22 protein-coding genes are annotated in these 22,126 nt (G+C 29.1%); 19 read left to right on the plus strand and 3 right to left on the minus strand.

Annotated features, from left to right (window positions below):
* Positions 1-95 precede the first annotated feature (95 nt).
* Positions 96-2,690 (minus strand): DUF748 domain-containing protein, encoded by a 2,595-nt coding sequence (locus CRV04_RS12195; protein WP_128997137.1) that lies wholly within the window; start codon positions 2,688-2,690, stop codon positions 96-98.
* A gap of 84 nt (positions 2,691-2,774) precedes the next feature.
* Here CRV04_RS12195 and dapE point away from each other — a divergent pair, with 84 nt between their 5' ends.
* The 11 genes from dapE (at position 2,775) to CRV04_RS12250 (ending at position 12,427) form a co-directional block, all read left to right on the plus strand.
* Positions 2,775-3,875, plus strand: coding sequence for a succinyl-diaminopimelate desuccinylase (dapE, locus tag CRV04_RS12200; protein WP_128997138.1), 1,101 nt, complete (start codon positions 2,775-2,777; stop codon positions 3,873-3,875).
* 82 nt (positions 3,876-3,957) lie between these two features.
* Positions 3,958-4,506: an ORF6N domain-containing protein gene (locus tag CRV04_RS12205; protein ID WP_128997139.1), complete on the plus strand. Its 549-nt coding sequence runs from the start codon at positions 3,958-3,960 to the stop codon at positions 4,504-4,506.
* Between the two features lie 35 nt (positions 4,507-4,541).
* The gene (locus CRV04_RS12210; RefSeq protein WP_128997140.1) at positions 4,542-6,092 is read left to right on the plus strand and encodes a VPA1262 family N-terminal domain-containing protein; all 1,551 of its coding nucleotides are present in this window, start codon (positions 4,542-4,544) and stop codon (positions 6,090-6,092) included.
* Positions 6,077-7,519, plus strand: a complete 1,443-nt coding sequence (locus tag CRV04_RS12215) for a hypothetical protein (protein ID WP_128997141.1) — start codon at positions 6,077-6,079, stop codon at positions 7,517-7,519. The genes CRV04_RS12210 and CRV04_RS12215 overlap by 16 nt, the downstream gene beginning before the upstream one ends.
* Before the next feature lie 166 nt (positions 7,520-7,685).
* Positions 7,686-7,922, plus strand: coding sequence for a Rossmann-fold NAD(P)-binding domain-containing protein (locus CRV04_RS12220; RefSeq protein WP_128997142.1), 237 nt, complete (start codon positions 7,686-7,688; stop codon positions 7,920-7,922).
* 27 nt (positions 7,923-7,949) lie between these two features.
* Complete coding sequence (locus tag CRV04_RS12225) at positions 7,950-8,306, plus strand: MmcQ/YjbR family DNA-binding protein (protein ID WP_128997143.1); 357 nt, start codon at positions 7,950-7,952, stop codon at positions 8,304-8,306.
* 128 nt (positions 8,307-8,434) lie between these two features.
* Positions 8,435-9,940, plus strand: coding sequence for an ATP-binding cassette domain-containing protein (locus CRV04_RS12230; RefSeq protein WP_128997144.1), 1,506 nt, complete (start codon positions 8,435-8,437; stop codon positions 9,938-9,940).
* Positions 9,921-10,388: a GNAT family N-acetyltransferase gene (locus CRV04_RS12235; RefSeq protein WP_128997145.1), complete on the plus strand. Its 468-nt coding sequence runs from the start codon at positions 9,921-9,923 to the stop codon at positions 10,386-10,388. Before CRV04_RS12230 ends, CRV04_RS12235 begins: the two co-directional genes overlap by 20 nt.
* A complete protein-coding gene (locus CRV04_RS12240; protein WP_128997146.1) occupies positions 10,378-10,857 on the plus strand; it encodes a P-loop nucleotide/nucleoside kinase family protein in 480 nt (159 codons plus the stop codon). The genes CRV04_RS12235 and CRV04_RS12240 overlap by 11 nt, the downstream gene beginning before the upstream one ends.
* 52 nt (positions 10,858-10,909) lie before the next feature.
* Positions 10,910-11,722 carry an AraC family transcriptional regulator gene (locus tag CRV04_RS12245; RefSeq protein WP_128997147.1) on the plus strand — a complete coding sequence of 271 codons (813 nt, stop codon included), beginning with the start codon at positions 10,910-10,912 and terminating at the stop codon, positions 11,720-11,722.
* A gap of 69 nt (positions 11,723-11,791) precedes the next feature.
* A complete protein-coding gene (locus tag CRV04_RS12250) occupies positions 11,792-12,427 on the plus strand; it encodes a LysE family translocator (protein WP_128997148.1) in 636 nt (211 codons plus the stop codon).
* Between the two features lie 21 nt (positions 12,428-12,448).
* Here the strand turns inward: CRV04_RS12250 and CRV04_RS12255 are convergent, their stop codons facing one another.
* Positions 12,449-12,961 (minus strand): DUF8051 family protein, encoded by a 513-nt coding sequence (locus tag CRV04_RS12255; protein ID WP_128997149.1) that lies wholly within the window; start codon positions 12,959-12,961, stop codon positions 12,449-12,451.
* A gap of 143 nt (positions 12,962-13,104) precedes the next feature.
* Here CRV04_RS12255 and CRV04_RS12910 point away from each other — a divergent pair, with 143 nt between their 5' ends.
* The gene (locus CRV04_RS12910; protein ID WP_164969169.1) at positions 13,105-14,115 is read left to right on the plus strand and encodes a GNAT family N-acetyltransferase; all 1,011 of its coding nucleotides are present in this window, start codon (positions 13,105-13,107) and stop codon (positions 14,113-14,115) included.
* Here the strand turns inward: CRV04_RS12910 and pdxR are convergent.
* Positions 14,105-15,487, minus strand: a complete 1,383-nt coding sequence (gene pdxR, locus CRV04_RS12265) for a MocR-like pyridoxine biosynthesis transcription factor PdxR (protein WP_128997150.1) — start codon at positions 15,485-15,487, stop codon at positions 14,105-14,107. The genes CRV04_RS12910 and pdxR overlap by 11 nt on opposite strands.
* Before the next feature lie 98 nt (positions 15,488-15,585).
* Here pdxR and CRV04_RS12270 point away from each other — a divergent pair, with 98 nt between their 5' ends.
* From CRV04_RS12270 to CRV04_RS12300, 7 genes are all read left to right on the plus strand, one after another.
* On the plus strand, positions 15,586-16,035 hold the full coding sequence (locus CRV04_RS12270; RefSeq protein WP_128997151.1) for a carboxymuconolactone decarboxylase family protein: 450 nt from the start codon (positions 15,586-15,588) through the stop codon (positions 16,033-16,035).
* A 10-nt stretch (positions 16,036-16,045) separates the two neighbouring features.
* Entirely contained in the window at positions 16,046-16,642 is a 597-nt protein-coding gene (locus CRV04_RS12275; RefSeq protein WP_128997152.1) for a pyridoxamine 5'-phosphate oxidase family protein, read from the plus strand.
* 205 nt (positions 16,643-16,847) lie between these two features.
* On the plus strand, positions 16,848-17,477 hold the full coding sequence (locus tag CRV04_RS12280; RefSeq protein WP_128997153.1) for a hypothetical protein: 630 nt from the start codon (positions 16,848-16,850) through the stop codon (positions 17,475-17,477).
* Between the two features lie 29 nt (positions 17,478-17,506).
* On the plus strand, positions 17,507-18,184 hold the full coding sequence (locus CRV04_RS12285; RefSeq protein WP_128997154.1) for a response regulator transcription factor: 678 nt from the start codon (positions 17,507-17,509) through the stop codon (positions 18,182-18,184).
* A 94-nt stretch (positions 18,185-18,278) separates the two neighbouring features.
* Positions 18,279-19,805 carry an ABC transporter substrate-binding protein gene (locus CRV04_RS12290; protein ID WP_128997155.1) on the plus strand — a complete coding sequence of 509 codons (1,527 nt, stop codon included), beginning with the start codon at positions 18,279-18,281 and terminating at the stop codon, positions 19,803-19,805.
* A gap of 358 nt (positions 19,806-20,163) precedes the next feature.
* Entirely contained in the window at positions 20,164-21,450 is a 1,287-nt protein-coding gene (locus CRV04_RS12295) for a sensor histidine kinase (protein ID WP_164969170.1), read from the plus strand.
* An 88-nt stretch (positions 21,451-21,538) separates the two neighbouring features.
* Complete coding sequence (locus CRV04_RS12300; protein ID WP_128997157.1) at positions 21,539-22,126, plus strand: cytochrome C; 588 nt, start codon at positions 21,539-21,541, stop codon at positions 22,124-22,126.

Genomic DNA, 22,126 nt, shown 5'->3' on the forward strand with positions numbered 1-22,126 from the left:
GGTTTTATAAATATAAATATAAGTTATAGTTATATTATGCTGTATTGAGTGAAAAAAGTTTTTTAACGAAAATAGTATTATAATTAAATATAATACTATTTTGAAGTATCCAGTTCAATATTTAAGATGGTTTTTTTATCAAACTGTTCTGTTTTAAATGTTGAATCTATCTCAATTTGCTCGGGTTTGAGTGCTTGGTTTTTAAGCAAATAGGTTTTGATGTTGTTGACTCTTTTGAGTGCCAAAGCATTGATCTGCTTTTGTGAAACGGTTTGTTTAAGTATGAGTTGATTTTTCAATGCCTCTTCATAAGCCAATGCATCAAACTTCTCTTTGGTTTCAAATCTCTCTTTTAAATCATCGCTGTCTAAATCATAGGATTCGTAAAGTTCTTCTAAAAGCTCAACATAACGCTCTTTATACTTTTCATCTTTGACATCTTTGAGTTCTTTTTTGATCAATGTATCCAATATCTCTTCTTGTAAAGCGTAGTAGTCGCCTTTTGTGTCATAGGTAGGATAAAGTTTGATCGCCAATTTTTTTCTTGATTCAAGAATTTTCAAGAGTTTATCCAAAGGCTCTTTTTGTACAGGTGTGATGGCACTTGCACCATAATCAAAAGCCACTGCATTGATCTCATCCTCTTCAAAACCAAACAGTGATCCAAGAAGAGAAAAAGGTGCGGTAATGGCTTTTAAAATTAAGTTGGTAAACGCTTTCCAAACAATCGGTGCAATACTGAACTGGGGATTATCTAAATCCCCTTTAATCGGCAATGAAATATCAATAAGACCATTGGAGTCTTCTAAAATAGCAATGGCAAGCTCCAATGGTAAGTTGACAGCCTCTTTACTCTCTATTTTTTCACCCAGTTTTATTTTTTCAATGGCAATATTGTTTTTAGCATTGAGTTTTGAATCTTTAATAATGTAGTTTAAATCTACATTGAGTTTTCCTTCATCAATACTTCGGCCAATAAATTTGCCTGAATAAGGTGTTAAATCATGAATAGAGATATTTGAAAAGCCCACTTTAACTTCGGTGGTATCTTTGATGTTATTGTGTGTTGTAAGTCCTTTGATGGCCACATGACCATATTTGCCCACCACACCTTCCAGACTCATTTGTGATGGTCTGGTTCCTTTGGTATTAAAGGTTGAGAAATAGCCTTGCAGTTTATGAATATTGGTTTTAAATGGTATGGGCAGTGTTTCATCTTCAAATGTGATGAATCCATTTTTAACACTCAATGGTCCCAATAATAAGTGCAGAGTCTCTTTGGTTGACTCTTCTTTTGACTTTTTTGTTTGTGAGGTACTTTTTTTTTGAATGGTTGCTAAATTCAGTTGACTCTTTTTATTGATATGGACATATGCAAAAGGATCAACCACTTCTACAGATTTGACACTCGCTTGTTGCTGTAAAGAGTCATATTTAATACCATTAAGGTTGACTCTACTCGCTTTAATAATAGTTTGATTTTTTTTAGATAGTTCTATTTTATGAATAGAAGTATCGCTGTTAAAAACAGTATGGTCATTTCTCATGCTTACTTCACCCGTACTGTTTACAAAAGCAGAGTCGATATTGAGATAAACATTTTGTGAAAGAATAGGGTTTAAAATATCAAGTGGCAACTGCGTTACTGTATAATGACTTTCAACTTCAAAAGGTTCAAATAGAAGTGTTGTATTGTTTTTTATTTCCCCTTCATTGATTAAAAGTGTAAAATCGGTTTGAAGTGATTTTCTCTCTTTTTTTGCAGGATAAGAAAGGTTCATATCGTCCAAAACAAGTTGTTTGAGTTCAAGCAGTGGTTGAGTTTTTTTATCGTAGACGGCAAGGTTTTTAAATTCAACAGAACTGTCATTGATTTGGGCAAATAAACCATTTTCAAGTGAAAGCAGAAAACCAATGTGCGCATTGAGTGTCAAATCTTTATTTAAATCAAACGCATAATTTGTTTTGATGCTTTCCCAAAAATTTGAAACGGCATAGTTTTTTAAATCAAGTTTTCCATAGACTTTAAATGGGTTTAAGTATAAACCTCCGTTCCAACTGAGACGACTTTTTGTATCGATGGCGGTATCAAATGAGTGTGAAGCAACACTGTTTTCTAAAGTACTTAAATCTCGAAATTCAAAGCTTAAGTGATCTAACGTCGTTGAAAAAGGCGTTTGCAAAGAGTTGTCAGTAAAGGCAATGGACCCATTTTGAATTTGAAGTTTGTCCAGTTTCAGTTTTAAAAGTTCACTGTAGTTTGATGGTTCTTCTTTATTGGTGGGAGTCTTTTCTTTGTTATCAGAAGGTAAAAGTGTTAAGAAGTTTAACTCTTTGTTTGTGTTCATCTCCAGATGAATTTTTGGATTTTGTATGTGTATAAGTTTGAAATGCAAATATTGATTGCTGATTGTTCGTGCCAAATCAAAATCCACAACAAGTGATTGAAAACTGACTAAAGGTTTCTCTTTTTGTTCCAATGTAAGTTCTTCTAATTGAAGTTTAAAAAGCAATGGATTAAAGCGGACATTGTTGAGTTTGAGTGTTGCATTGAGATTACTCTTTACCCAAGAGGTGGCTTGTGATTGAATTAACATGGGCAGTATAAAAAATCCCAATACCAAATAGATTAAAATAATCAAAGAAATCAACACTTTTATTTTGTTTTGAAGCAGTCGTTTCATATTCATAATAAAGCCTTTACATATATCTCTTATTATAACAAAATAAAGATAACTTAGATACAATCTCAGAAGTTAATAACAGGACTTACAATGACAATTATAGAACTTTTTCAGAAGCTTTTACGTTATAAATCGGTCACACCTTCCGATGATGGAGCATTTGATTTTATAGAGGAGTATTTAGGCGAGGAATGGACTTGCATAAATATCGATAGAGAAGATACAAAAAACAGATTTTATTATAAAAAGTTTAATGACAATCCCCAGCACCTATGTTTTGCAGGACATATTGATGTAGTACCTCCAGGTGAGGGTTGGGAGGTTGATCCCTTTGCTGCAGAAGTTATAGATGGAGTAATTACTGCAAGAGGTTCACAAGATATGAAAAGTGGTGATGCTGCCTTTTTATATGCTTGTAAACATGCAAAAAACTTTGATGGAACACTCTCTATTTTAATGACAAGTGATGAAGAGGGCGAAGGAACCTATGGAACCATCAAGGCTTTAGAACACTTAAAAGAGATTGATTTTATTCCACAATATGCCGTGGTAGCAGAACCAACGTGTGAAGATATTTTTGGAGATGCAATCAAAGTAGGGCGAAGAGGAAGTATCAATGGATATATCACTATCAAGGGAAAGCAAGGTCATGCTGCTTATCCTGAAAAGTGTATAAACCCAGTACATAACTTTGCACATGTACTTCCTAAAATAGCTGGTCATAATCTTGATGATGGAGATGAGTATTTTGCTCCTAGTAAAATGGTAATCACTGATATAAGAGGTGGTATGCAAGTTACAAACGTAACTCCAAATGAGTTAAAACTTATGTTCAATGTAAGAAACTCAACAAATACTACAAGAGAATCAGTAGAAGAGTTTATCCATAAAAACCTAGAAGGTTTAGAGTATGACTTTAGAACGACACAAGGTTCATTCCCGTTTGTAACCAATAAAGAATCAAAAGTGGTGAAAGCTATGGAAAACTCTATAAAAGAAGTTTTAGGAGTAACAACAAAACACTCAACACACGGTGGAACTTCTGACGCCAGATATTTTGGAGCTTTTGGAATAGAAGCCATAGAGTTTGGAGTTATAAACGATACTATTCACTCTGTAGGGGAGAGAACAACTGTTAAAGAAGTAGAGGGATTAACTGCTGTTTTTGAGGACTTGATTAAAAACTTTTAGATTTGATTACATTATGTAATATTTTTTATTATTTATAAAAAACACTGATAGAATTACTTTATATTATTTATGGAGTAGTTCTATGGAAAACTTAGCAAAACAATTGATTGAAAATCAAATCTATGATATTCGTAACTTAAAAGTGATGTTAGATAGTGACTTGGCAACTCTTTATCAAGTTGAAACCAAAAGAATAAATGAAGCTGTAAAAAATAATCCTGAAAAATTTCCTGAAGATTTTTATTTTGAATTGACAAAAGAAGAAACAGAAATTTTGAGGTCGAAATTTTCGACCTTTAAAAATAGCTTAAATAATAGAAAATATAATCCAAAAGTATTTACCGAGCAAGGTGTATATATGCTCGCAACTGTACTAAAAAGCAAAGTTGCCACAGATGTAACAATAAATATCATGCGAACCTTTACAAAGCTTAGAGAGTTTGCACTTACTTACAAAGATATAGTAATAGAACTAAAAAATCTAAAAGAAGATTTGAAACTAAATAAAAATCAAACAATAGAAAATACAAAACATATCAAAACAGCCTTTGAACTGCTTACTCAAATACTTGAAGATACAAAAAAGACAGATGATAAAGTGATGGGGTTTAGGGTTGAAAAAAAGAATTAGATATAATAAAAGCAATTGAATGAAAGGAATTATTATTGTTAGACTTTATTCTTAATCAAAGTAATATTGGCATATATAATAAATGTGAAATTATAGAAGTTTTTGGTATCAGAAAAAATGATAAAACACCTTTTAATATTTTTACACTTGTTGTTTTTGAAAATACAAAACAAGAAAAAACAAAAGAGTTTTCATTTGATAAACTTCAAAAGTTTAAAGGTATAAAAGATATTAAATGGGGAATCCAGAGGCGAATAGTTAATATTGATATTGTAAAAAAGTTATATGATGATTTATTAAATAACGAAATTTTTCAAATTGACGATATATTAGAAGTGGGTTCTTTAAAACTTCTTCCTGAACAATATGTACAATCTGAAGATTGGTTTAATAATCCTCAATTGAATCATATTTTAAAAAATAATTTTAAATACGGCTCTTATATATTAGAGTTTTTTGATGAAGATAAAGGCAATTGTCAGTTTCTACTTGATGCACCTGAACTTTTAAATAGTTTCAGTGAAAATTTGACTGAAAAACTACCTATAAAAATTGGGAACCTTTCTGATAGACTTGGTAATATTATTCTTCAATTTCCTATTAATAGTTTTACGATGACTTGGACAACTATTAAAAATAAAGAACTTCGTAGGTATGAAGGAATAAAGGTGGAGATTGAACCTAAAAATAGTAACTTTAATCTAGATAATTTACTTATAAGGATATATGAAGAGAATGATAATGTTATTACAAGACAAAGATTAATTGAAGTAAAAGATAATATTGTAGAAATTTTGTTAGATGATTGTTTTGGAACAACTATTGAAATTTTTGATAAAAAAAGTTCATTTATATTATATAAAAATAAATTTACGATTATGAAAGAAATGAATTCTATAATTGCTATACAAGAACCTCAAAAAAGAGTGTTTAATGTTAATGGAAAAACTGAAGAAATTGTAGTGTCACATAATCAAAGTAATACATATGGTAAAGCCAATAAAGATAATAAAGAATTTAATTTATGGATTTCAGATAGAAAATATGAAGATGAGTTAAAAGAACTTGAAGAAAAAAAATCTTTTATTCAGTACTATGGAAAACAAGAAAGTAAGGCACTTTTAGATGTTAGAGAACTTATTAAAAAGTATGGAGAAAATGGCGTTTATCTTTGGGATCCATATTTAAGTGCAGATGATATAAAAAAGACATTGTATTTCTCAGCTAATGCGCATGTTCCATTAAAAGCAATAAGAGGCTTTAAAAAAAATGATAATCAAGAACATAAAAAACAGATTAAAGAAAATATGAAAAATATATTTAATTCTGATGAACAACAATTTTTATTTCTAAATTTAGAGGTTAGAGGGAAAATAGATAATAATGGATATGATTTTCATGATAGGTTTTTAATATTTCCGTTAGAAAAACCAAAAGTATGGTCTTTGGGAACATCTGTAAATAGTCTTGGCAAATCCCACCATATTATGCAAGAAGTAAAACATGCTCAACATATTTTAAATACATTTAATGACTTGTGGAAAAAACTAGATAAAGAAGAGTGTTTGATATGGAAAAGCAGATAAATCAAATTTTAACACAAATACATGAAAATGATACTTCAAAGTTAGATGGTAGCTTTTTAGATAAATATTATCAGTTGTTTGATACTAAAAAATATCTTGGAAAAGATTTTGATTCTATTTATAAAGATATGGAAACAGCATATGATATAAAAAAATATTCAATGCCATATGATGATAAATCTACTAAAATATATAAACAACTCGTAGAAAGTGTTGTAAATGTATTTGATGATAAAAAAAGGTTAAAATTAATCCCTCTAATTGTTTATTTAGACATAGAAAATACTTTATATAACTATTTGTATGAGAATAAATATTTTGATAATTTTATAGAAGTAAAAGATTATTTTATAGGTACTCTTGAAGATAGTGGTGTCAGCGTAGATATTAAAAGTATCTCAAAATACCATTGGGAAAGTGAAGCTTATGAAAGTTATCAAAAAGCTTTAGTGCAAAAAGATTTTATACAGATATATAATTTTGTAGAGGCAGTACAACGAGGGAATTTTATGTATGAACCGTATATAGATTTTCTCTCTTTTGTTTCTGTTAAAATATTTTTTGATGATTTCGTTAAGGTTTTAGATAATATAAATAATGTTTTTAAAATAAAATATTTGCTAAATAATTTAACCACAAAAGAGAAACTTTTATTGGCTAATAAAACTAAAAATACTTTAGTGAAATTTGAAGCTATTAGAAGCAGTGTTTATTTTAAATCTAACCATAATAGTTGTAGCAATCTTTTAAAAGACGAAAATGGGCTTATTTCAAAAAACATGCTTTTTTTAACACAAGATAAACAAGTTTGGAAAGATTTTCTTCAATATTTTTTAATCTACCCTTCAAGAAATCCACAGCTTTTTTTACCTCTTGCAGATGTATTAAGTCAAAGTAGTAATGAAACAATAAATATTTTTATTGATACTGTAAAAATAAATCAATATTTTGATGAGGATAGCAAAGAAGCCTTAAATAATAGTATTTTTAAAATAGAAGATGATGAAATCCAAAAATATATAATGGAAAAGATTTTTACAAAATGGAAAGATTTTATTGATAGTTATGATGACTATATTGGAAATCTATTTTTAACTGATGTTATTGATATTGCAATTGTTTATGTAAGAGAGTTTTTGCCAAAAGAAGTTATAGAAAAAGAGATTAAACAAATAATTTATAATATAGAAGAAATAGATAATTATTGGTTTAAAAATAGTTCTCAACAAGGAAATTATTTATATAAACAACTTTCAAAGCTTTTTGTTTTTGGAATTTCAATAGAAAAGCATCATCTAAATAATTTAAAAAATGAAATAGGGAATTTTTTATATAATATACGTAAGAATTTGAGAGGTGAATATTCTCATAACTCTAAAACAACAATGCAATTGTTTAATGAATATGTTTTAAAGGAAAATAAATAAACATATGTCGTGGTATATTTGAAATATCATCATGCCAAATATTATAATCAGTAAAGTGATTTCTCTTTCAAAAATTTATAACCTAAAAACTATTTATTGTATATAAAAGTCATTAAAAAATTTTAGGAAGAACAATTATAAATAAATTTATAAAAAGGTACGAAATATGCCATTTTCAAAAGAAGAAAAACAAAAGCTTTTAGAAGTAAAGTTTGTAGGTGAAACCGTTATAAGAAGATTTGAGCAAATAGGTATTGATTCTTTGGAGGCTTTATCTAAAAGTAGTGTGGATGAGATTACGGATATTGTTTCAGATATTTTGGGAAGCAGTTGTTGGAAAAATTCTCCCCAAGCTAAAAAAGCGGTGCAAAATGCCATTGATTATGCTAAATCTGTCCAATAAATTTAAAAATTAAAAAAGAGTTAAATAATGAACTTAGAACAAATAGAAACTATATTTATGGCTAAGCAAGGGGCAACAAAAGATTTTCCTTTTGGTGATGATACTATGGTATTTAAAGTTATGGATAAAATGTTTGGTCTTATTAGTTTGAAAAAAAATCCGTTAAATATAAATTTAAAATGTGATCCAAATGATGCAATAGCCTATAGAGATATTTATGAGTGTGTAAATCCAGGTTATCATATGAATAAAAAACATTGGAATACCATAACCTTAGATGGAACTATAAAAGAAGAGATACTAAAAGACATGGTCAATGAATCATATGATTTAATAGTATCGAAACTAACAAAAAAACAAAAAGAAGAGTTATTTTTCAAATAGCTATAAAATGAAAAACGATATACTACCGCATAAATAAAAAAGGAAAAAACAATGAACACTTTACTCTAATTCAAGGGTAAAATCTGACTTATCCTTGATACTAAATATAGATAGTTCAAGGAATTTATATGCAATATCTACAAATAAATAATCTTACTTTTAAATACACAAGCAGTGAAATTTTTTCAAATCTTAATTTGAGTTTTGAAAAGGGTTGGAGCTGTATAGTTGGCTCAAATGGTTCAGGTAAAACCACACTTTTTAAACTCATTGCTAGAATACTAAACCCCCAAGAAGGTAATATCATTGGCAATGAGTTGGTCTATTATTGTGAACAAGAACTTCATGAAAAACCAAATGGTTTTGATGATTTTATTTACACATACAATACAAAAACATTTAAGCTAAAAGAGTTACTTCACATAGAAGATGAGTGGTTTTATAGGTGGGAAACTCTAAGTTTCGGCGAGCGAAAACGCATACAAATAGCCATTGCTCTTTTTTTAGAACCTAATGTTTTATTGCTTGATGAACCAAGTAATCATCTGGATATAAAAACAAAAGAGATATTAATAAAGAGTTTGAAAAATTTTAAAAGCATTGGTATTTTAATAAGCCATGATAGAGAACTTTTGAACTCTTTGTGCCATAACACAGTTATTATAAAAAATAAAAAAATCTATAACTATAAAACCACTTTCCAAAAGGCAACAGAAGAGTTAGATTCATATTTTAATTTTTTGCAAAAAGAGAATGATAATATAAACAGTAAAGTGAAAAAACTACAAAACAATATTCAAGCGCAAAAAGAGAAAGTTTCTCAATCAAAAAGCAGATTATCTAAGAAAAATGTAAATACAAAAGATAAAAGTTTAAAAGAGAAAATAAACTTAGCAAAACTTACTGGAAAAGATAAATCTGATTCAAAACTTGTGACAAGTTTTTCTAAAAAAGCTCATGTATTATCCTCTAAAAGAAATGAAATAGAAAAAAACTTTGACAAAGGTATTACTATAAAAGATGAAAAGAGTAAAAAAGAGAAGTTCTCTTTTCTTTTGCAAAAAGGTCAATTGCTTTTAGGCGAAAAAAAGATTTTAAAGTATGAAAATCTATCTTTAAATAAAAGTGATAAAATAGCCATAATAGGTGACAATGGTGTAGGGAAAAGCAGTTTTTTAAAACTACTTATCTCAAAAATATCATCTCTTAAAAACTATTTGTATCTTCCCCAAGAAATAGACTTAAAACAAAAAGAGAATCTTTTTGAAGCAATAAAGAGTTTGAATAATGAAAAAAAAGGTGAACTTTTTACTCTCATTCAAAGGTTGTCTTCAAATCCTAAAAATCTCTTAAACAATAACACTACAAGCCCAGGAGAGCTTAGAAAACTTTTTATTGCAAAGGCTTTATTGGATAATATACAATTTATAATATTAGATGAACCTACCAATCATATGGATATAGATTCAATTGAGTCTATTGAACAAGCTTTAAAAGAGTATCAAAATACTCTAATCGTTGTAAGTCATGATAAAACTTTTGTAAAAAATATAAAAGCAAGAATTTACACTATCTTAAAAGGTGTAGGTGATTTTTATGAGTTAAAGGAAGCAGATGCAGCTAATAGAATATAATAAAAAATATCAAAAAACTATACCTAAACTTTTTACAAATACTATTCATAAAACATGCAATAAAGATTATGCAAAAGAGCAATTAAAGGCTTGGGCAAATTTGCATATCGATTATGAAGTTTGGGAAAAAAGATTAAATACAACAAAACCCTATTTAGCAATATTTGATGAAAAGTTAGTTGGTTTTGCTGAGTTTTATGAGGATAATATTGATTGCTTTTACGTACACCATGAATATCAAGGTTGTGGTGTAGGAAAAATGCTTATAAATAATATCTTTAAAGAGGCAAAACAGAACGAACAAACTTTATTAAGAGTAGATGCAAGTATCACTGCAAAGCCATTTTTTGAAAAGTTTGGTTTTGTAGAAGTAAAAAAGAATAGAGTCGTAAGAAATAATATAGAGTTAATAAATTTTAGTATGCAAAGGGTGGAAGATGAAAAATAGACTACATTTTATGTGTGGAAAAATGGCAGCAGGGAAATCGACACTGTCAAAAAAACTCTCTAAAGAACATAATGCCATTTTTTTAAGTGAAGATGAACTTTTAAAAAAGTTATATCCCGATGAAATAAAAACCATTGAAGATTATATAAAATATTCAAAAAGAGTAAAAGATACGATGTTTGAATTTATTGTTGACCTTTTAAAAAAAGGCAATGAAGTTGTTTTGGATTTTCCTGCAAATACTGTTTCTCAAAGGCAGTGGTTCAAAGATATATTTGAAACAGCAAATGTTGAGCATATGATGTATTATGTAAAAAGAAGTGATGATATATGTAAAGAGCAACTGAAAAAAAGAAATGAAAATTTATCTAAAGATGCTCCTTTGATAGATGAAGCAACTTTTGATGCGATAACAAAATATTTTCAAGAACCAAAAGAAGAGGAAGGTTTTAATATAAAATATGAGTAAATAAGTTGGGAAGTAAAAAGCGCTATTAAGATTATTTGGTTATCATTCATTTATGAAACAACACAAGAGTTTTACAAGAATTTTTACAGATAAAAACTTGCCTTTTTTAGAGTTGAGATACTCCAATAATACAAAACATTATAAAGAACATCTGCATGATACTTTTTCGATTGGTATTAATTTACAAGGTGAATCTGTTTATACCAATAAGGATGCTCAATACGATTTAGACAAAGGCATGCTTGCGGTGGTTAACCCACATACAATTCACTCTTGCAATCCTGTTCAAAAAACCCCAAATGTATATTATATGATGTATTTAGATGAACAATGGTGTCAAGGTATTCAAAACTCTATTTCAGAAGATATTACGCACTTTAAAGAGTTTCCTGAAGATATTTTATACGATGAAACACTGTATGATGAGTTTAAAACTTTATGCGAGACGCTGTTTGGTGAAATCACATATTTAGAAAAAGAGGATTTTTTGATTCGTTTTTTTACGCAATTTTTTGGACAATATTTAAAGGACTCAAAAGAGAAGTTTGAGGATACCGTGTTTGAAGATATCAAAGCGTATTTAAATGAAAATTTTCAACAAAATATCTCGTTGATAGATTTGTCAAGCAAATTTGAGTTAAACCCTTTTTATATTATTCGTCTTTTTAAAACACATCTTAACACAACGCCACATGCGTATTTGATTAACATTAAAATCAATAAGGCAAAAGAGCTTTTAAAAGCCAATCATTCGATTGTGGATACAGCATTGGAGTGTGGTTTTGCAGACCAAAGTCATCTGCATAGAAACTTTTTAAAAATTGTAGCTACCACACCCAAAGAGTACCAACAAAATTTTGCATAGTCAATTTTGTACAAGATAAAAAACTTACAAATCTCTATACTTCTTTTTTTGAAATAGGAGAGTGATGGTATGGAGATATATCTATCGGGTTTTTTAGCGCTGGCATTGGCACACTTTGTGGCATTGCTCAGTCCGGGAGTTGACTTTTTTTTAATTCTTTCAAACGCTTCAAAATATGGACGCTCTTCTGGAGTAGTCACATCTGCTGGAATCGCTACGGGAAATTTGGTCTATATTTTATTGGCATTGTTTGGAATAACTCTAATTAAAGAGAATGAATTGGTTTTTGCATCCCTTAAAATATTGGGTTCCCTCTATCTTTTGTATATTGGTTATATGCTTTTAAGAGTAAAAAAAAGAGAACTCTTTTCAAATCAAACAGAAGAGAAAAAACGAAAAAAAGAGACAATAAAATATTTTTCAATGGGCTTTTTATCTGCAATTTTGAATCCTAAAAATTCCATATTTTATTTGACGATGTTTACAATATCGATTCAAAATGACACCCCATTTTATGTGCAATCATTTTACGCAGCATGGATGTTTCTTGCAGTACTGTTTTGGGATATTTTTGTTGTTTATTTGGTGACAAATTCAAAAAGTCGTATATGGGTTGAGCGATATTCAAACCATATAGAGAAAGTTTCAGGAGCAATTCTTCTGTTTTTGGGCAGTTCTATTTTAGTTGACAGCGTATTATACTAAAATCAATATCTCTGCAAAGGGTTACAGCCCCATTGCAGATTGAGTGGCAAAGATAACAATGCCAATAGCAAAAAGAACAACCACGATCAAAGCAAGCAGTTTATAAAAAGAGAATTGTAAGCGGATGGTTTCACCATTATGTATTTCAATGTTATGGTATTTGATGCACAAGTAGATTAAAACAACTGCAAGCAGTGAACTGATAACCTCTATGGAAAAAAGAGTTGATGACATGGTCACAGGACTTGTTGGAAAAATCTTAAATAAATCAAGTATATATACAAACAGATAAAGCAGGGCAAAAATAGCACTTAAAACAACGGAGTATTTTTTCTTTTTTGCGATTAAAAAAGCCACAACAAAACTAAGAAGCCCCAATGTGGTAAGAAAGATGTTAAACAATGCTAAAACGGTTTCACTGTAGTGCGAGAAGTCTCTTGTTTCTATGGGACCACCCGGAACTAAAATTGTCAGTAAAACAGATAAAACAACAAGCAAAAAAGCAATAACATAATGGATGTTTTTTGTAAGCATGATAAACCTTTGTATGTAGAGAAATAGTAAAAACTATTTTACTTAAATGGATGTTGTATGAAGGTTAAAAGCTTGATAAAGATTAAAAAAAGTTATGATAAAGTGAAATAAAATTTTTCTTTTATTTGAAAGTAGAGTTATTTATGAATTTAAAAAACTATTTAGAAGAGGCAAACATCATTGATTTTAGCAATCAAGCAATACACAACTTAGCCAAAAGTTTATCACAAAACTGCAGTAGCGATGAACAAATAGCTAAAAACTGTTTTATTTATGTTCGAGATGAAGTAGCACACAGTGGTGATATAAAAGCAGAAGTTACTACGTGTAAAGCAAGCGATGTCTTAAAGTATAAAACAGGTTGGTGTTATGCTAAATCGCATCTTCTTGCAGCGCTTTTAAGAGCCAACAATATCCCTACAGGGTTTTGTTATCAACGTTTGAGTTGTGGAGAGTATGAAGATGATCAGTATTGTTTGCATGGTTTAAATGCTGTGTATTTGGAAAAATATGGTTGGTATCGTATAGACCCACGAGGAAACAAAGAGGGTGTGGATGCACAGTTTACTCCACCCATTGAAAAGCTGGCATTTAAACTGGAAAAAAACGAATATGATTTGGCACAAATCTATGATAAACCTTTAACGATGGTAATAAAGAGTTTACAAACTTTTGAAGGTTATAAGCAAATGTCAAAAAATCTTCCATTGACCAATGAGTTTATAAGACGAGCAAAATATGAAGATGCAGAAGAATTAAGTTCTCTGGTGACAGGTTTATTGCCCTATATTTTTAAACAAACTCCTTCATGGTTTGAAGAAGAGATAAGCCAAGAAAGTTTTGAAAAAAGACTAAAAGATAAAAGTTATGAACACTATATTTATACAGTGGATAAAAAAACAGTGGGCTTTCTTGTCATAAAAGAAAAAAGTCATCTCTTTCATCTTTTTGTTGACGAAATGTTTCACAAAAAGGGCATTGCAAAAAAATTGTTTGAGTGTGTAAAAAATAATATGGATGTAACACATATGAGGGTCAATGCTTCTTTGTACTCTGTACCCGTTTACAAAGCTTTGGGCTTTAAAGAGAGAGGAAAAGAGGAAAACTATCAAGGTTTAGAGTATCAACCAATGGTGTATCAATCTATTGTTTAATAGATTGATACCAGATATTACTGAACAGTTCTATGGCTTTTTGCATTGTTTCTTCATTTTCAAAACCTCCAAAACCCATTCGAATTGCTTCCCACTTCCCCCCTGAAGTATCTTTTGCAAAATAAAGTTTGATCAAGTTTTCTTCAGCTAAAGTTTTAAATTTATCCCAATCAAAAGCTAAAGTTGGATTTATAGTTATCGCAAGCCCAGCTCCTTGGGCTTCTATTTTCATACTATTGTCCAGATATTGTTGTAATAAAGTTTTGAGCTGTTCATGTCTTTTTTTATTTAATAATCTTAGTTTTCTAAGATGTTTTTCATAGTATCCTTCTTTCATAAATAGTGTTAATGTTTTTTGACTAATCAGTGAAACTTTTGAAAAATGTGCATCATAATAACTTTCATAAATTGGTAGCAGATGGTATGGTAAAACCATATAACTTATTCTAAGTGCAGGAGAAAGTGATTTTGAAAATGTACCAAAATATACTACTTTATCAAAGGTATCAAGACCTTGTAGACAAGGTATGGGTCTGTTATAATAAGTAAGCTCACTGTCATAATCATCTTCTAATATTAAACCATCTTTCTTTTGTGCCCATTTTAGAAGTTTGAGTCGATTGGTTATAGGCATCGTAACCCCTTTGGGGTATTGATTTGATGGGGTAATATACACAAGTTTAGAGTTTGAATTGTGTAATTCTTTGATAACTAAACCATTATTATCTATATTTATTTTTTCAACAGTGTATCCATAACTTTCAAAGGTACGTCTTGCTACATGATAACCGGGGTCTTCTATGGCAAAAGATTTATATTTAGATTGAACCATTTTTGCAAATAAATTTATGGATTCACTAAAGCCACTGGTGATTACGATTTGGCTGGCATCACATTTCGCACCCCGTGATTTTATGAGATATTTGACAATCTCTTCTCTTAGTTCTATTTCTCCTTGTCCATCGGGATAAGATGAAAAATCAGTAATTTTATCTATGGCTTTTGAGCTCAGTCTTTTCCATAGTTTTGCAGGGAAAGACTCTTTTGGTAGGTGTACTGGATAAAAGTCGTAAAAGTAATTTCTTTTTTTTGTTATAGGTTTTCTTTTTATGTTTTGTTTTTGTTCAAAATCTTTATAGTTGGTATCACTTACAAAATATCCACTTTGTGGTTTGCTGTCTATATATCCTTCTGCATAGAGTTGAGCATATGTATTTTCAACGGTTGTTTTGCTTATTTGATACTCAGAAGAGAATTGTCTTATCGAAGGAAGTTTTGAACCAGCTTTTAGATTTAATTGTATGTCTTTTTTTATCTGTTCATATAATTGAATATAAAGTGGGGTGGTACTTGATGGATTTAATGTGTACAAAACTGTCCTTATAAATTATTTATAAATTGTATCTTTATTTCATGACACTTTAGTGATATTATATGAAAAATAACTTAATAGAGAGTAAAGGATATAAAATGGATAAAAGAATAAATCTGGGTAAAAAAGCACCTCACATGTACGATAAATTAATATCTTTAAAGCATGACATGCAAGCTTTGATAAAAGATGCAAATATGAATGAAGGTTTTAGTCATCTATTATTACTTCGAGCTTCACAGATTAATGGTTGTGCTTTTTGTGTAAGACTTCATACAAAAGATGCTTTAGATACAGGTGAAAATATAGAAAGAATAAGTGTACTTCCAGCTTGGAGAGAAACCGAATATTTTAATGAAAAAGAGAGAGCAAGTTTAGAGTTAGTTGAGGCAATTTGTTATATCAAAGATACACATTTTCCCAACAAAGTATATGAAGAAGCAAAAGAAGTTTTAGATGAAAAGGAAATCTTAGCAGTTGAATGGTTAGCGCTTATAATAAATGCGTTAAATATATTAGCCATAAGCAGTAGATTAGAGGTGAAATAGGAGAATTTAAATGAGAAGAAGTGAATTTGAAATAAAAAATAAAGCAATCATAGAAGAGATTTTAAACAGCAGTGAATATGCAACTTTGGCATTGAGTTGTGATAATAAACCTTACAGTGTACCTGTAAATTTTGTCCATGATGGAAAAGTTGTATATTTTCATGGAGCAAAAAAAGGGAAGAAAAAAGAGTTTATTGTATCAAACTCTTATGCTGCTTTTAGTATTGCTTTGCCTTACTCTTTAATACAATCATATTTTAGTAGCAATGATGATTTAGCTTGTCCTGCTACACAATTTTTTAGGTCAGTTTGCGCAAGTGGACAAGTGCTTATTGTGGAAGATTATGATGAAAAAGTAAAAGCTTTGTCTCTTTTGATGAAAAAACTTCAACCAGAAGGAAAATATAAGCCATTAAACCAAGATGTTTATACTAAAATGATCAATGCCACAGAAGTTTTTAGGTTTGATATTGAAAATATTACAGGAAAACTAAAAGTAGGGCAAAATTTATCTCAAGATAGATATGAAATGGTTTTAGATTACCTTGAAAAAAGAGCTTATAATATAGATAAAGAAACAATTTTAAGTATGAAGCAAAGTATATGAAATAAGTCTGAAAAATAAGCTTTTTTAAGCTTAATAAAACAGTTTGAGATTTTTCTGTTTTTTATAAGAAACATTATGTACTATAAGAGATAACAATCATTTTTATAATCTTTAGATTTTATGATTAATTATTTTTTACTTTGACTTTTTTTGTTACAATACAGGGGTAAACTTTATAGATTTAAATAGTATTGAGGTTCTTATAATGAACATAGAAAGATTAAAAGATGTTGAGGCTGAATTTTTTGCTGCATATCCAAAAGGATTTGAGGATGAGAAATTAATAAGACTTGTTAAAAAATTCAATCCTGAGAAACTAGAGGCTTATGCAAAAGAGGCTTTTAAAAAAGAGAATTTTTCAGATCCACATTTTATAACAGAAGCATATTTTAAAACCATACAAAAATCAGTTATGGTATCACTTTTTGATAAAGTAAAACTTCGGGATGTAATAAAAGCTTTAACCTCTTATGAAAAAGATATGCTTTGTATCGAACTTTATGAACTATTGCATGGGAATAAAAAAAATGGTTTTGAAGGGCTTGTTGAGTTTTTAGCTGAATTTAGAATGGCAAAGTGGACTTTAGTGACCCTTGTACCTTATAGTTTTAATAGGCAAACAGAGTATTTCATCAAACCAACAACAACAAAGAATATCATAAAATATCTGGAAATTTCTAATTTAATATATAAACCACGACCATCTTATGAGTTTTATAAACAATACACTAAAGTTTTAGATAATATCAAAACAAAAGTTTCAAAACCACTCTCATTTGACAATGCTGCATTTACAGGATTTTTAAAAATGGGTATTGAAATTTGTAATGAATAATTAATTTATATGCACTTAAAAGGGAAAAAATGTCAAATAAGTATTTGAAGAGTTTAAAGGTTTTATTCATAGAAGATGAAGACCTTATAAGAGATAAGATTGTCTCTTCCTTAGAGTATATTGTGGCTGAAGTTATTTCAGCTTCAAATGGAATAGAAGCATTAGAAAAACTTCAAAACTTTACTCCTGATTTAATCATCACTGATTTGGAAATGCCCGAAATGAATGGGGCAGATTTTATTCATGAAGTCAGAAAAAAAGATAAAGATATATGTATTGTTGTTGTGACGGCATATACGAGTGAAAAGTATTTATTACAACTTATTGATATGCATATTGAAAAATATATTTTCAAACCAATTACTTTGGAAAAACTAATCAGTGCGTTGGAAGATTGTCAAAAAAAGTTTTCTAATAGCAGTAATTTAAAAAGAACGCTTCCCGATGATTATGCATATGATTGGAATCAAAAAATCTTATTACATAAAGACAAAATGATTACTTTAACCAAAAAAGAGATTCTATTTTTAGAACTTCTTTTTAAAAACATAGATAGTGTAACTTCCTTTGAAGAGTTGCAAGAAGTTGTTTGGCAAGACAGTGTTATGACGGATAATGCTTTGCGTTCTTTGATTAGAAACCTAAGAAAAAAACTACCAAAAGATTTTATTGTCAATTTATCCGGTATTGGTTATAAAGTTGCGTAAATATTTATTTCTTCTTTTATACGTGAGCTTCTTATTCTCAAATGAAGCAATAACATATAAGCATGATCAAACGGATAAAATTCTTATAAATAAGATGACAAAAGAGTCCGAACTAAAAGTATATATGCCAACCCTTCCATATTTCAACTTAATAAGTTTGATTAATGGTACTTTAGTAAAACTCAGTGACTCTAAAAGAGGATGGGATTACTATTTAGCATATAAACATAAAAAGATAGATGAACTCACCTATGACTTTTGGTTAAGAGATGATGTGCGTTATCAAGATGGCACAAAATTTGATGCTGATTCTGTTGTTAATAATTTGAAGCATTTTATGGAAGGGCCTTTTTTATACAGTAATATTCATAATGCATTAGACTCCGTTGAAAAGTTAAATGATTATAAGATAAGAATACACTTGAAAATACCTTATGGTATGTTATTAAATGATTTGTGTGTAATCAATTTTTATACAAAAAAATATTATGAAAAATATAATTGGGCCCCCAGTTTAACAGCTCAAAATACAAAAGGTCCTGGTCTTTATGGAGCAGGGCCATATATCATGGCTCAAGGTTATGCTACAGGATTAAAACAGAGTAAAAAGATAGTTTTAACCGCCAATCCATATTATTTTGAAAAAAACAAACCTTATATAAATAAAATTACTATTTATACAAAACTTCCAACAAAAGAGGTTATAAATGATATTTCAAAACATGAAGGAAAGCTTGATATTGCTTATATCCCTTATAATAAAAAAACTGAAATAGTAAATTCAAAATATGCGAAGCTTTTGATTTCTCCTTCACATGGTAATTTAACAGTTCATATGAATCTGATAAAGAAAAACTCAAAACTTAAAAATATAAAAGTAAGACAAGCATTAAATGATGCAATTGATCAAAAAAAATTAATCAAGTTTGCTTTTAGAAATGAAGCGAGAATATCGCCATTTTTACTATCTTCGAATACTTATTTTTCAAAAGAGTTATCAAAAAAACACTTAAATCGAAAATCAAGATTTACTCAAAAACAGTTGCATGATATTTTAAATGGTTTAGAGTTGAAAGTTATTACCCAAGATAGGTTTATGTCTGTTTGGAAAGGAGTTGAGTATCAATTATCCCAATATGGTGTAAAGTTAATTTATACAATAACAAGTGATGAAAAAGTTGTTTTAGAAAAGCTTTTAAACAATAGAAAAAATATTTATGATTGGGATTTATTAATTTGGGGAAATGAGGATTGGAATGGAAGCCCTTGGACGGCATTTTTTACCTTATATACAAAAGCGAATTGGTGCTCAATTGATAAAGATGATTATTTAGTCAATGAGTTTGAAAAGTTATTCAGACTCGATACAAATTCAAAAGAGTTTCAAAAAGGGGTCAATAAAATCTTATTGTACAGTTATGAAAAAGCTTATACGTTGGTTTTACCTTCACCGAATATCGTCATTGCTTTAAATAAAGAGGTCTATTACCACCCTTCAGAGATGTCAACTTTCCCTTTGTGGAATGCAAAAATTACCCCGTATCATTGGTCGATTAGAAAAGGGAATTTAGATAAAAGTAGACTCAATTACCTTTATCCAATTAGGATTAAAAATGAATAATTTAAAAATACGACAAAAGTTTATTATATTAGGACTTATTGCTCTTATTTCATTGGTGTTGTTGGCTTTACTGTCTCTAAAAATAAATAAAGACAGTTTCACGAATTCAAATAATGTTGTAATAAACTTTAAAGACACACAAGAGATTCAAACTTTTTATATAGAAGAACTTTTTTTATTAAGAGAGGTAACTCTGTCTTTAGTGATATCTCCAAATGATGATTTTAAAAAGATGTTTGATGAGAAAATCTCACCTATTTTAAAAAGATTAGATAGAAAATTTTCAAATGAAACACCTGCTAATAGAAAAGCGTGGAAAAATTATAAAAGACTTGTTTTAAAAACCAGAGAGTACTCTTTGAATGGATTTGATGAGGGTGCTTTTATGAATACTTCATCGGTGGAGAGAGATAGCTTCTATTTTTTGATTAATACGTTAAAAACAATTCAAACAAAGAATTTACAAGAGTCAGAAAAAAAATTAAAAGAATTGAAAAATGATATAAAAATAAACAATATCTATATTCTTTTAGGAGTTTTGATTATTGGTGTTTTTGGATTTATTATTAATCTGACCGTTGTTTTTAAAATAGTAAAACAAATAGAGAGTGTACAAAGTGGATTGCAGAAGTTTTTTAAATATTTAACAAATCCTACTGCTTATAAAGAACAGTTGCATATTGATATAAACAGTAAAGATGAACTGGGATTGATGGCAGAAGCTATCAATACAAAAGTAAAATTAATAAAAGAAAATTTACAAGATGACTACAGGTTGATACAAGAGGCTACTTTTACTTTGGATTATTTAAAAGAGGGAAAATTTGGTAAAAGACTCAAAGAAGAAGGAAAATCAAAAGAATTAAATGTATTAAAAAATGTAATGAACCAAATGATTGATAGCTTGGAAAATAAAATACAAAAAGAGATAAAGCAAAGAACCAATCAAGAAAAACTTATGATGCAACAATCAAAACTCGCAGCTATGGGGGAGATGATAGGAAATATTGCCCACCAATGGAGACAACCCTTAGGTGAAATAAATGCAGTATTGATGGAAATAGAGACCATTACCCGATATGGAAAACTTGAAGAAGAACATCTTTTAAACAGTATAAAAATCTGTAATGAAATTACAGAGCATATGTCTACGACGATAAGTGATTTCCAAAACTTTTTTAAACCCTCAAAACAAAAAGATAAATTTTCAGTATTAGAAGTGTGCAAAAAAGCGGTATCAATAATCAATGCCTCTTTAAAGAACAATAACATAGAACTGCTCCTTGATATTGAAGAAGATAACACAATAGAAGGTTATTCAAATGAGTTTTCTCATGCTATCTTAAATATCATTTCAAATGCGAAAGACGCACTGATATCAAGAAAAATTAAAAATCCAATCATAATTTTAAGTATAAAAGTGGGTAAAGAGTTTACGGTCATTAAAATAGAAGATAACGCAGGAGGAATTAATTTAGAAGATATAAATTTAGTCTTTGAACCTTATTTTACTACGAAAGGTGAAAAAAGAGGTACAGGAATAGGTTTATATATGACAAAAGTAATTATTGAAGATAATATGCATGGCTTTATTGATGTAAAAAATACAAATAAAGGAGCACTTTTTAGAATAAAAGTAAAATGATTTTTCCCACTTTTTTCCCACTTTTTTCCAACTAATAGGACTTTTTTTTTATATATACTTTTTAAAATAAAACAAATAAAGGAGCAATATGAAAAAGAGTCTAATTCTTGGAATGACTGTATTGACAGTTTCATTATACGCAAGTGAAACAATGTACAGTAGCAGTGTAAAGAATCTTTATGAAGCTGCTAATAGTGATGCCGTTAAGGGAAGACTTTTACCTACATCAGAAGTTAAAGTGGTAGAAAAAAATGCAGATAAATCTAAAATAGAAATTGAAGGATTTATGAAAGCTGGAGTATCTAATGCCATTTACTTTGTAAAGGGAAAAAGAATCTTAGTTGCTGGACTGAGTAAAAATGGACAGTTTGATGTAAAAAAACTTTCATCAAGTAAAGATGAAGATGGCGTAGAGTGGGATAAAGTAGTTTTAACTGCCTATACAAAAAATGACAATCTAACTAAAGATCTAAAACCCCTATATGATAAAGCAGAAAATTTATATAAAAATAATTGTGCAATCTGTCATCCTGCACATCCCATAGCTGAATTTACTGCAAATCAATGGCCAAGTATGTTTAAAGCAATGGTGAATAGAACTGCTATTCCAAAACAAGAGAGATATTTAGTAACACAATTTTTGCAAAAACATGCAAAAGATATGAAAGGTGAGTAA

Source organism: Candidatus Marinarcus aquaticus (assembly GCF_004116335.1).
GTDB classification, from domain to species: domain Bacteria; phylum Campylobacterota; class Campylobacteria; order Campylobacterales; family Arcobacteraceae; genus Marinarcus; species Marinarcus aquaticus.

Bases quoted from the DNA above. Each gene is read 5' to 3' on its own strand.
- CRV04_RS12195 (WP_128997137.1), bottom strand. From the start codon at position 2,690: ATGAATATGAAACGACTGCTTCAAAACAAAATAAAAGTGTTGATTTCT.
- dapE (WP_128997138.1), top strand. From the start codon at position 2,775: ATGACAATTATAGAACTTTTTCAGAAGCTTTTACGTTATAAATCGGTC.
- CRV04_RS12205 (WP_128997139.1), top strand. From the start codon at position 3,958: ATGGAAAACTTAGCAAAACAATTGATTGAAAATCAAATCTATGATATT.
- CRV04_RS12215 (WP_128997141.1), top strand. From the start codon at position 6,077: ATGGAAAAGCAGATAAATCAAATTTTAACACAAATACATGAAAATGAT.
- CRV04_RS12220 (WP_128997142.1), top strand. From the start codon at position 7,686: ATGCCATTTTCAAAAGAAGAAAAACAAAAGCTTTTAGAAGTAAAGTTT.
- CRV04_RS12225 (WP_128997143.1), top strand. From the start codon at position 7,950: ATGAACTTAGAACAAATAGAAACTATATTTATGGCTAAGCAAGGGGCA.
- CRV04_RS12230 (WP_128997144.1), top strand. From the start codon at position 8,435: ATGCAATATCTACAAATAAATAATCTTACTTTTAAATACACAAGCAGT.
- CRV04_RS12235 (WP_128997145.1), top strand. From the start codon at position 9,921: ATGCAGCTAATAGAATATAATAAAAAATATCAAAAAACTATACCTAAA.
- CRV04_RS12240 (WP_128997146.1), top strand. From the start codon at position 10,378: ATGAAAAATAGACTACATTTTATGTGTGGAAAAATGGCAGCAGGGAAA.
- CRV04_RS12245 (WP_128997147.1), top strand. From the start codon at position 10,910: ATGAAACAACACAAGAGTTTTACAAGAATTTTTACAGATAAAAACTTG.
- CRV04_RS12250 (WP_128997148.1), top strand. From the start codon at position 11,792: ATGGAGATATATCTATCGGGTTTTTTAGCGCTGGCATTGGCACACTTT.
- CRV04_RS12255 (WP_128997149.1), bottom strand. From the start codon at position 12,961: ATGCTTACAAAAAACATCCATTATGTTATTGCTTTTTTGCTTGTTGTT.
- CRV04_RS12910 (WP_164969169.1), top strand. From the start codon at position 13,105: ATGAATTTAAAAAACTATTTAGAAGAGGCAAACATCATTGATTTTAGC.
- CRV04_RS12270 (WP_128997151.1), top strand. From the start codon at position 15,586: ATGGATAAAAGAATAAATCTGGGTAAAAAAGCACCTCACATGTACGAT.
- CRV04_RS12275 (WP_128997152.1), top strand. From the start codon at position 16,046: ATGAGAAGAAGTGAATTTGAAATAAAAAATAAAGCAATCATAGAAGAG.
- CRV04_RS12280 (WP_128997153.1), top strand. From the start codon at position 16,848: ATGAACATAGAAAGATTAAAAGATGTTGAGGCTGAATTTTTTGCTGCA.
- CRV04_RS12285 (WP_128997154.1), top strand. From the start codon at position 17,507: ATGTCAAATAAGTATTTGAAGAGTTTAAAGGTTTTATTCATAGAAGAT.
- CRV04_RS12290 (WP_128997155.1), top strand. From the start codon at position 18,279: ATGACAAAAGAGTCCGAACTAAAAGTATATATGCCAACCCTTCCATAT.
- CRV04_RS12300 (WP_128997157.1), top strand. From the start codon at position 21,539: ATGAAAAAGAGTCTAATTCTTGGAATGACTGTATTGACAGTTTCATTA.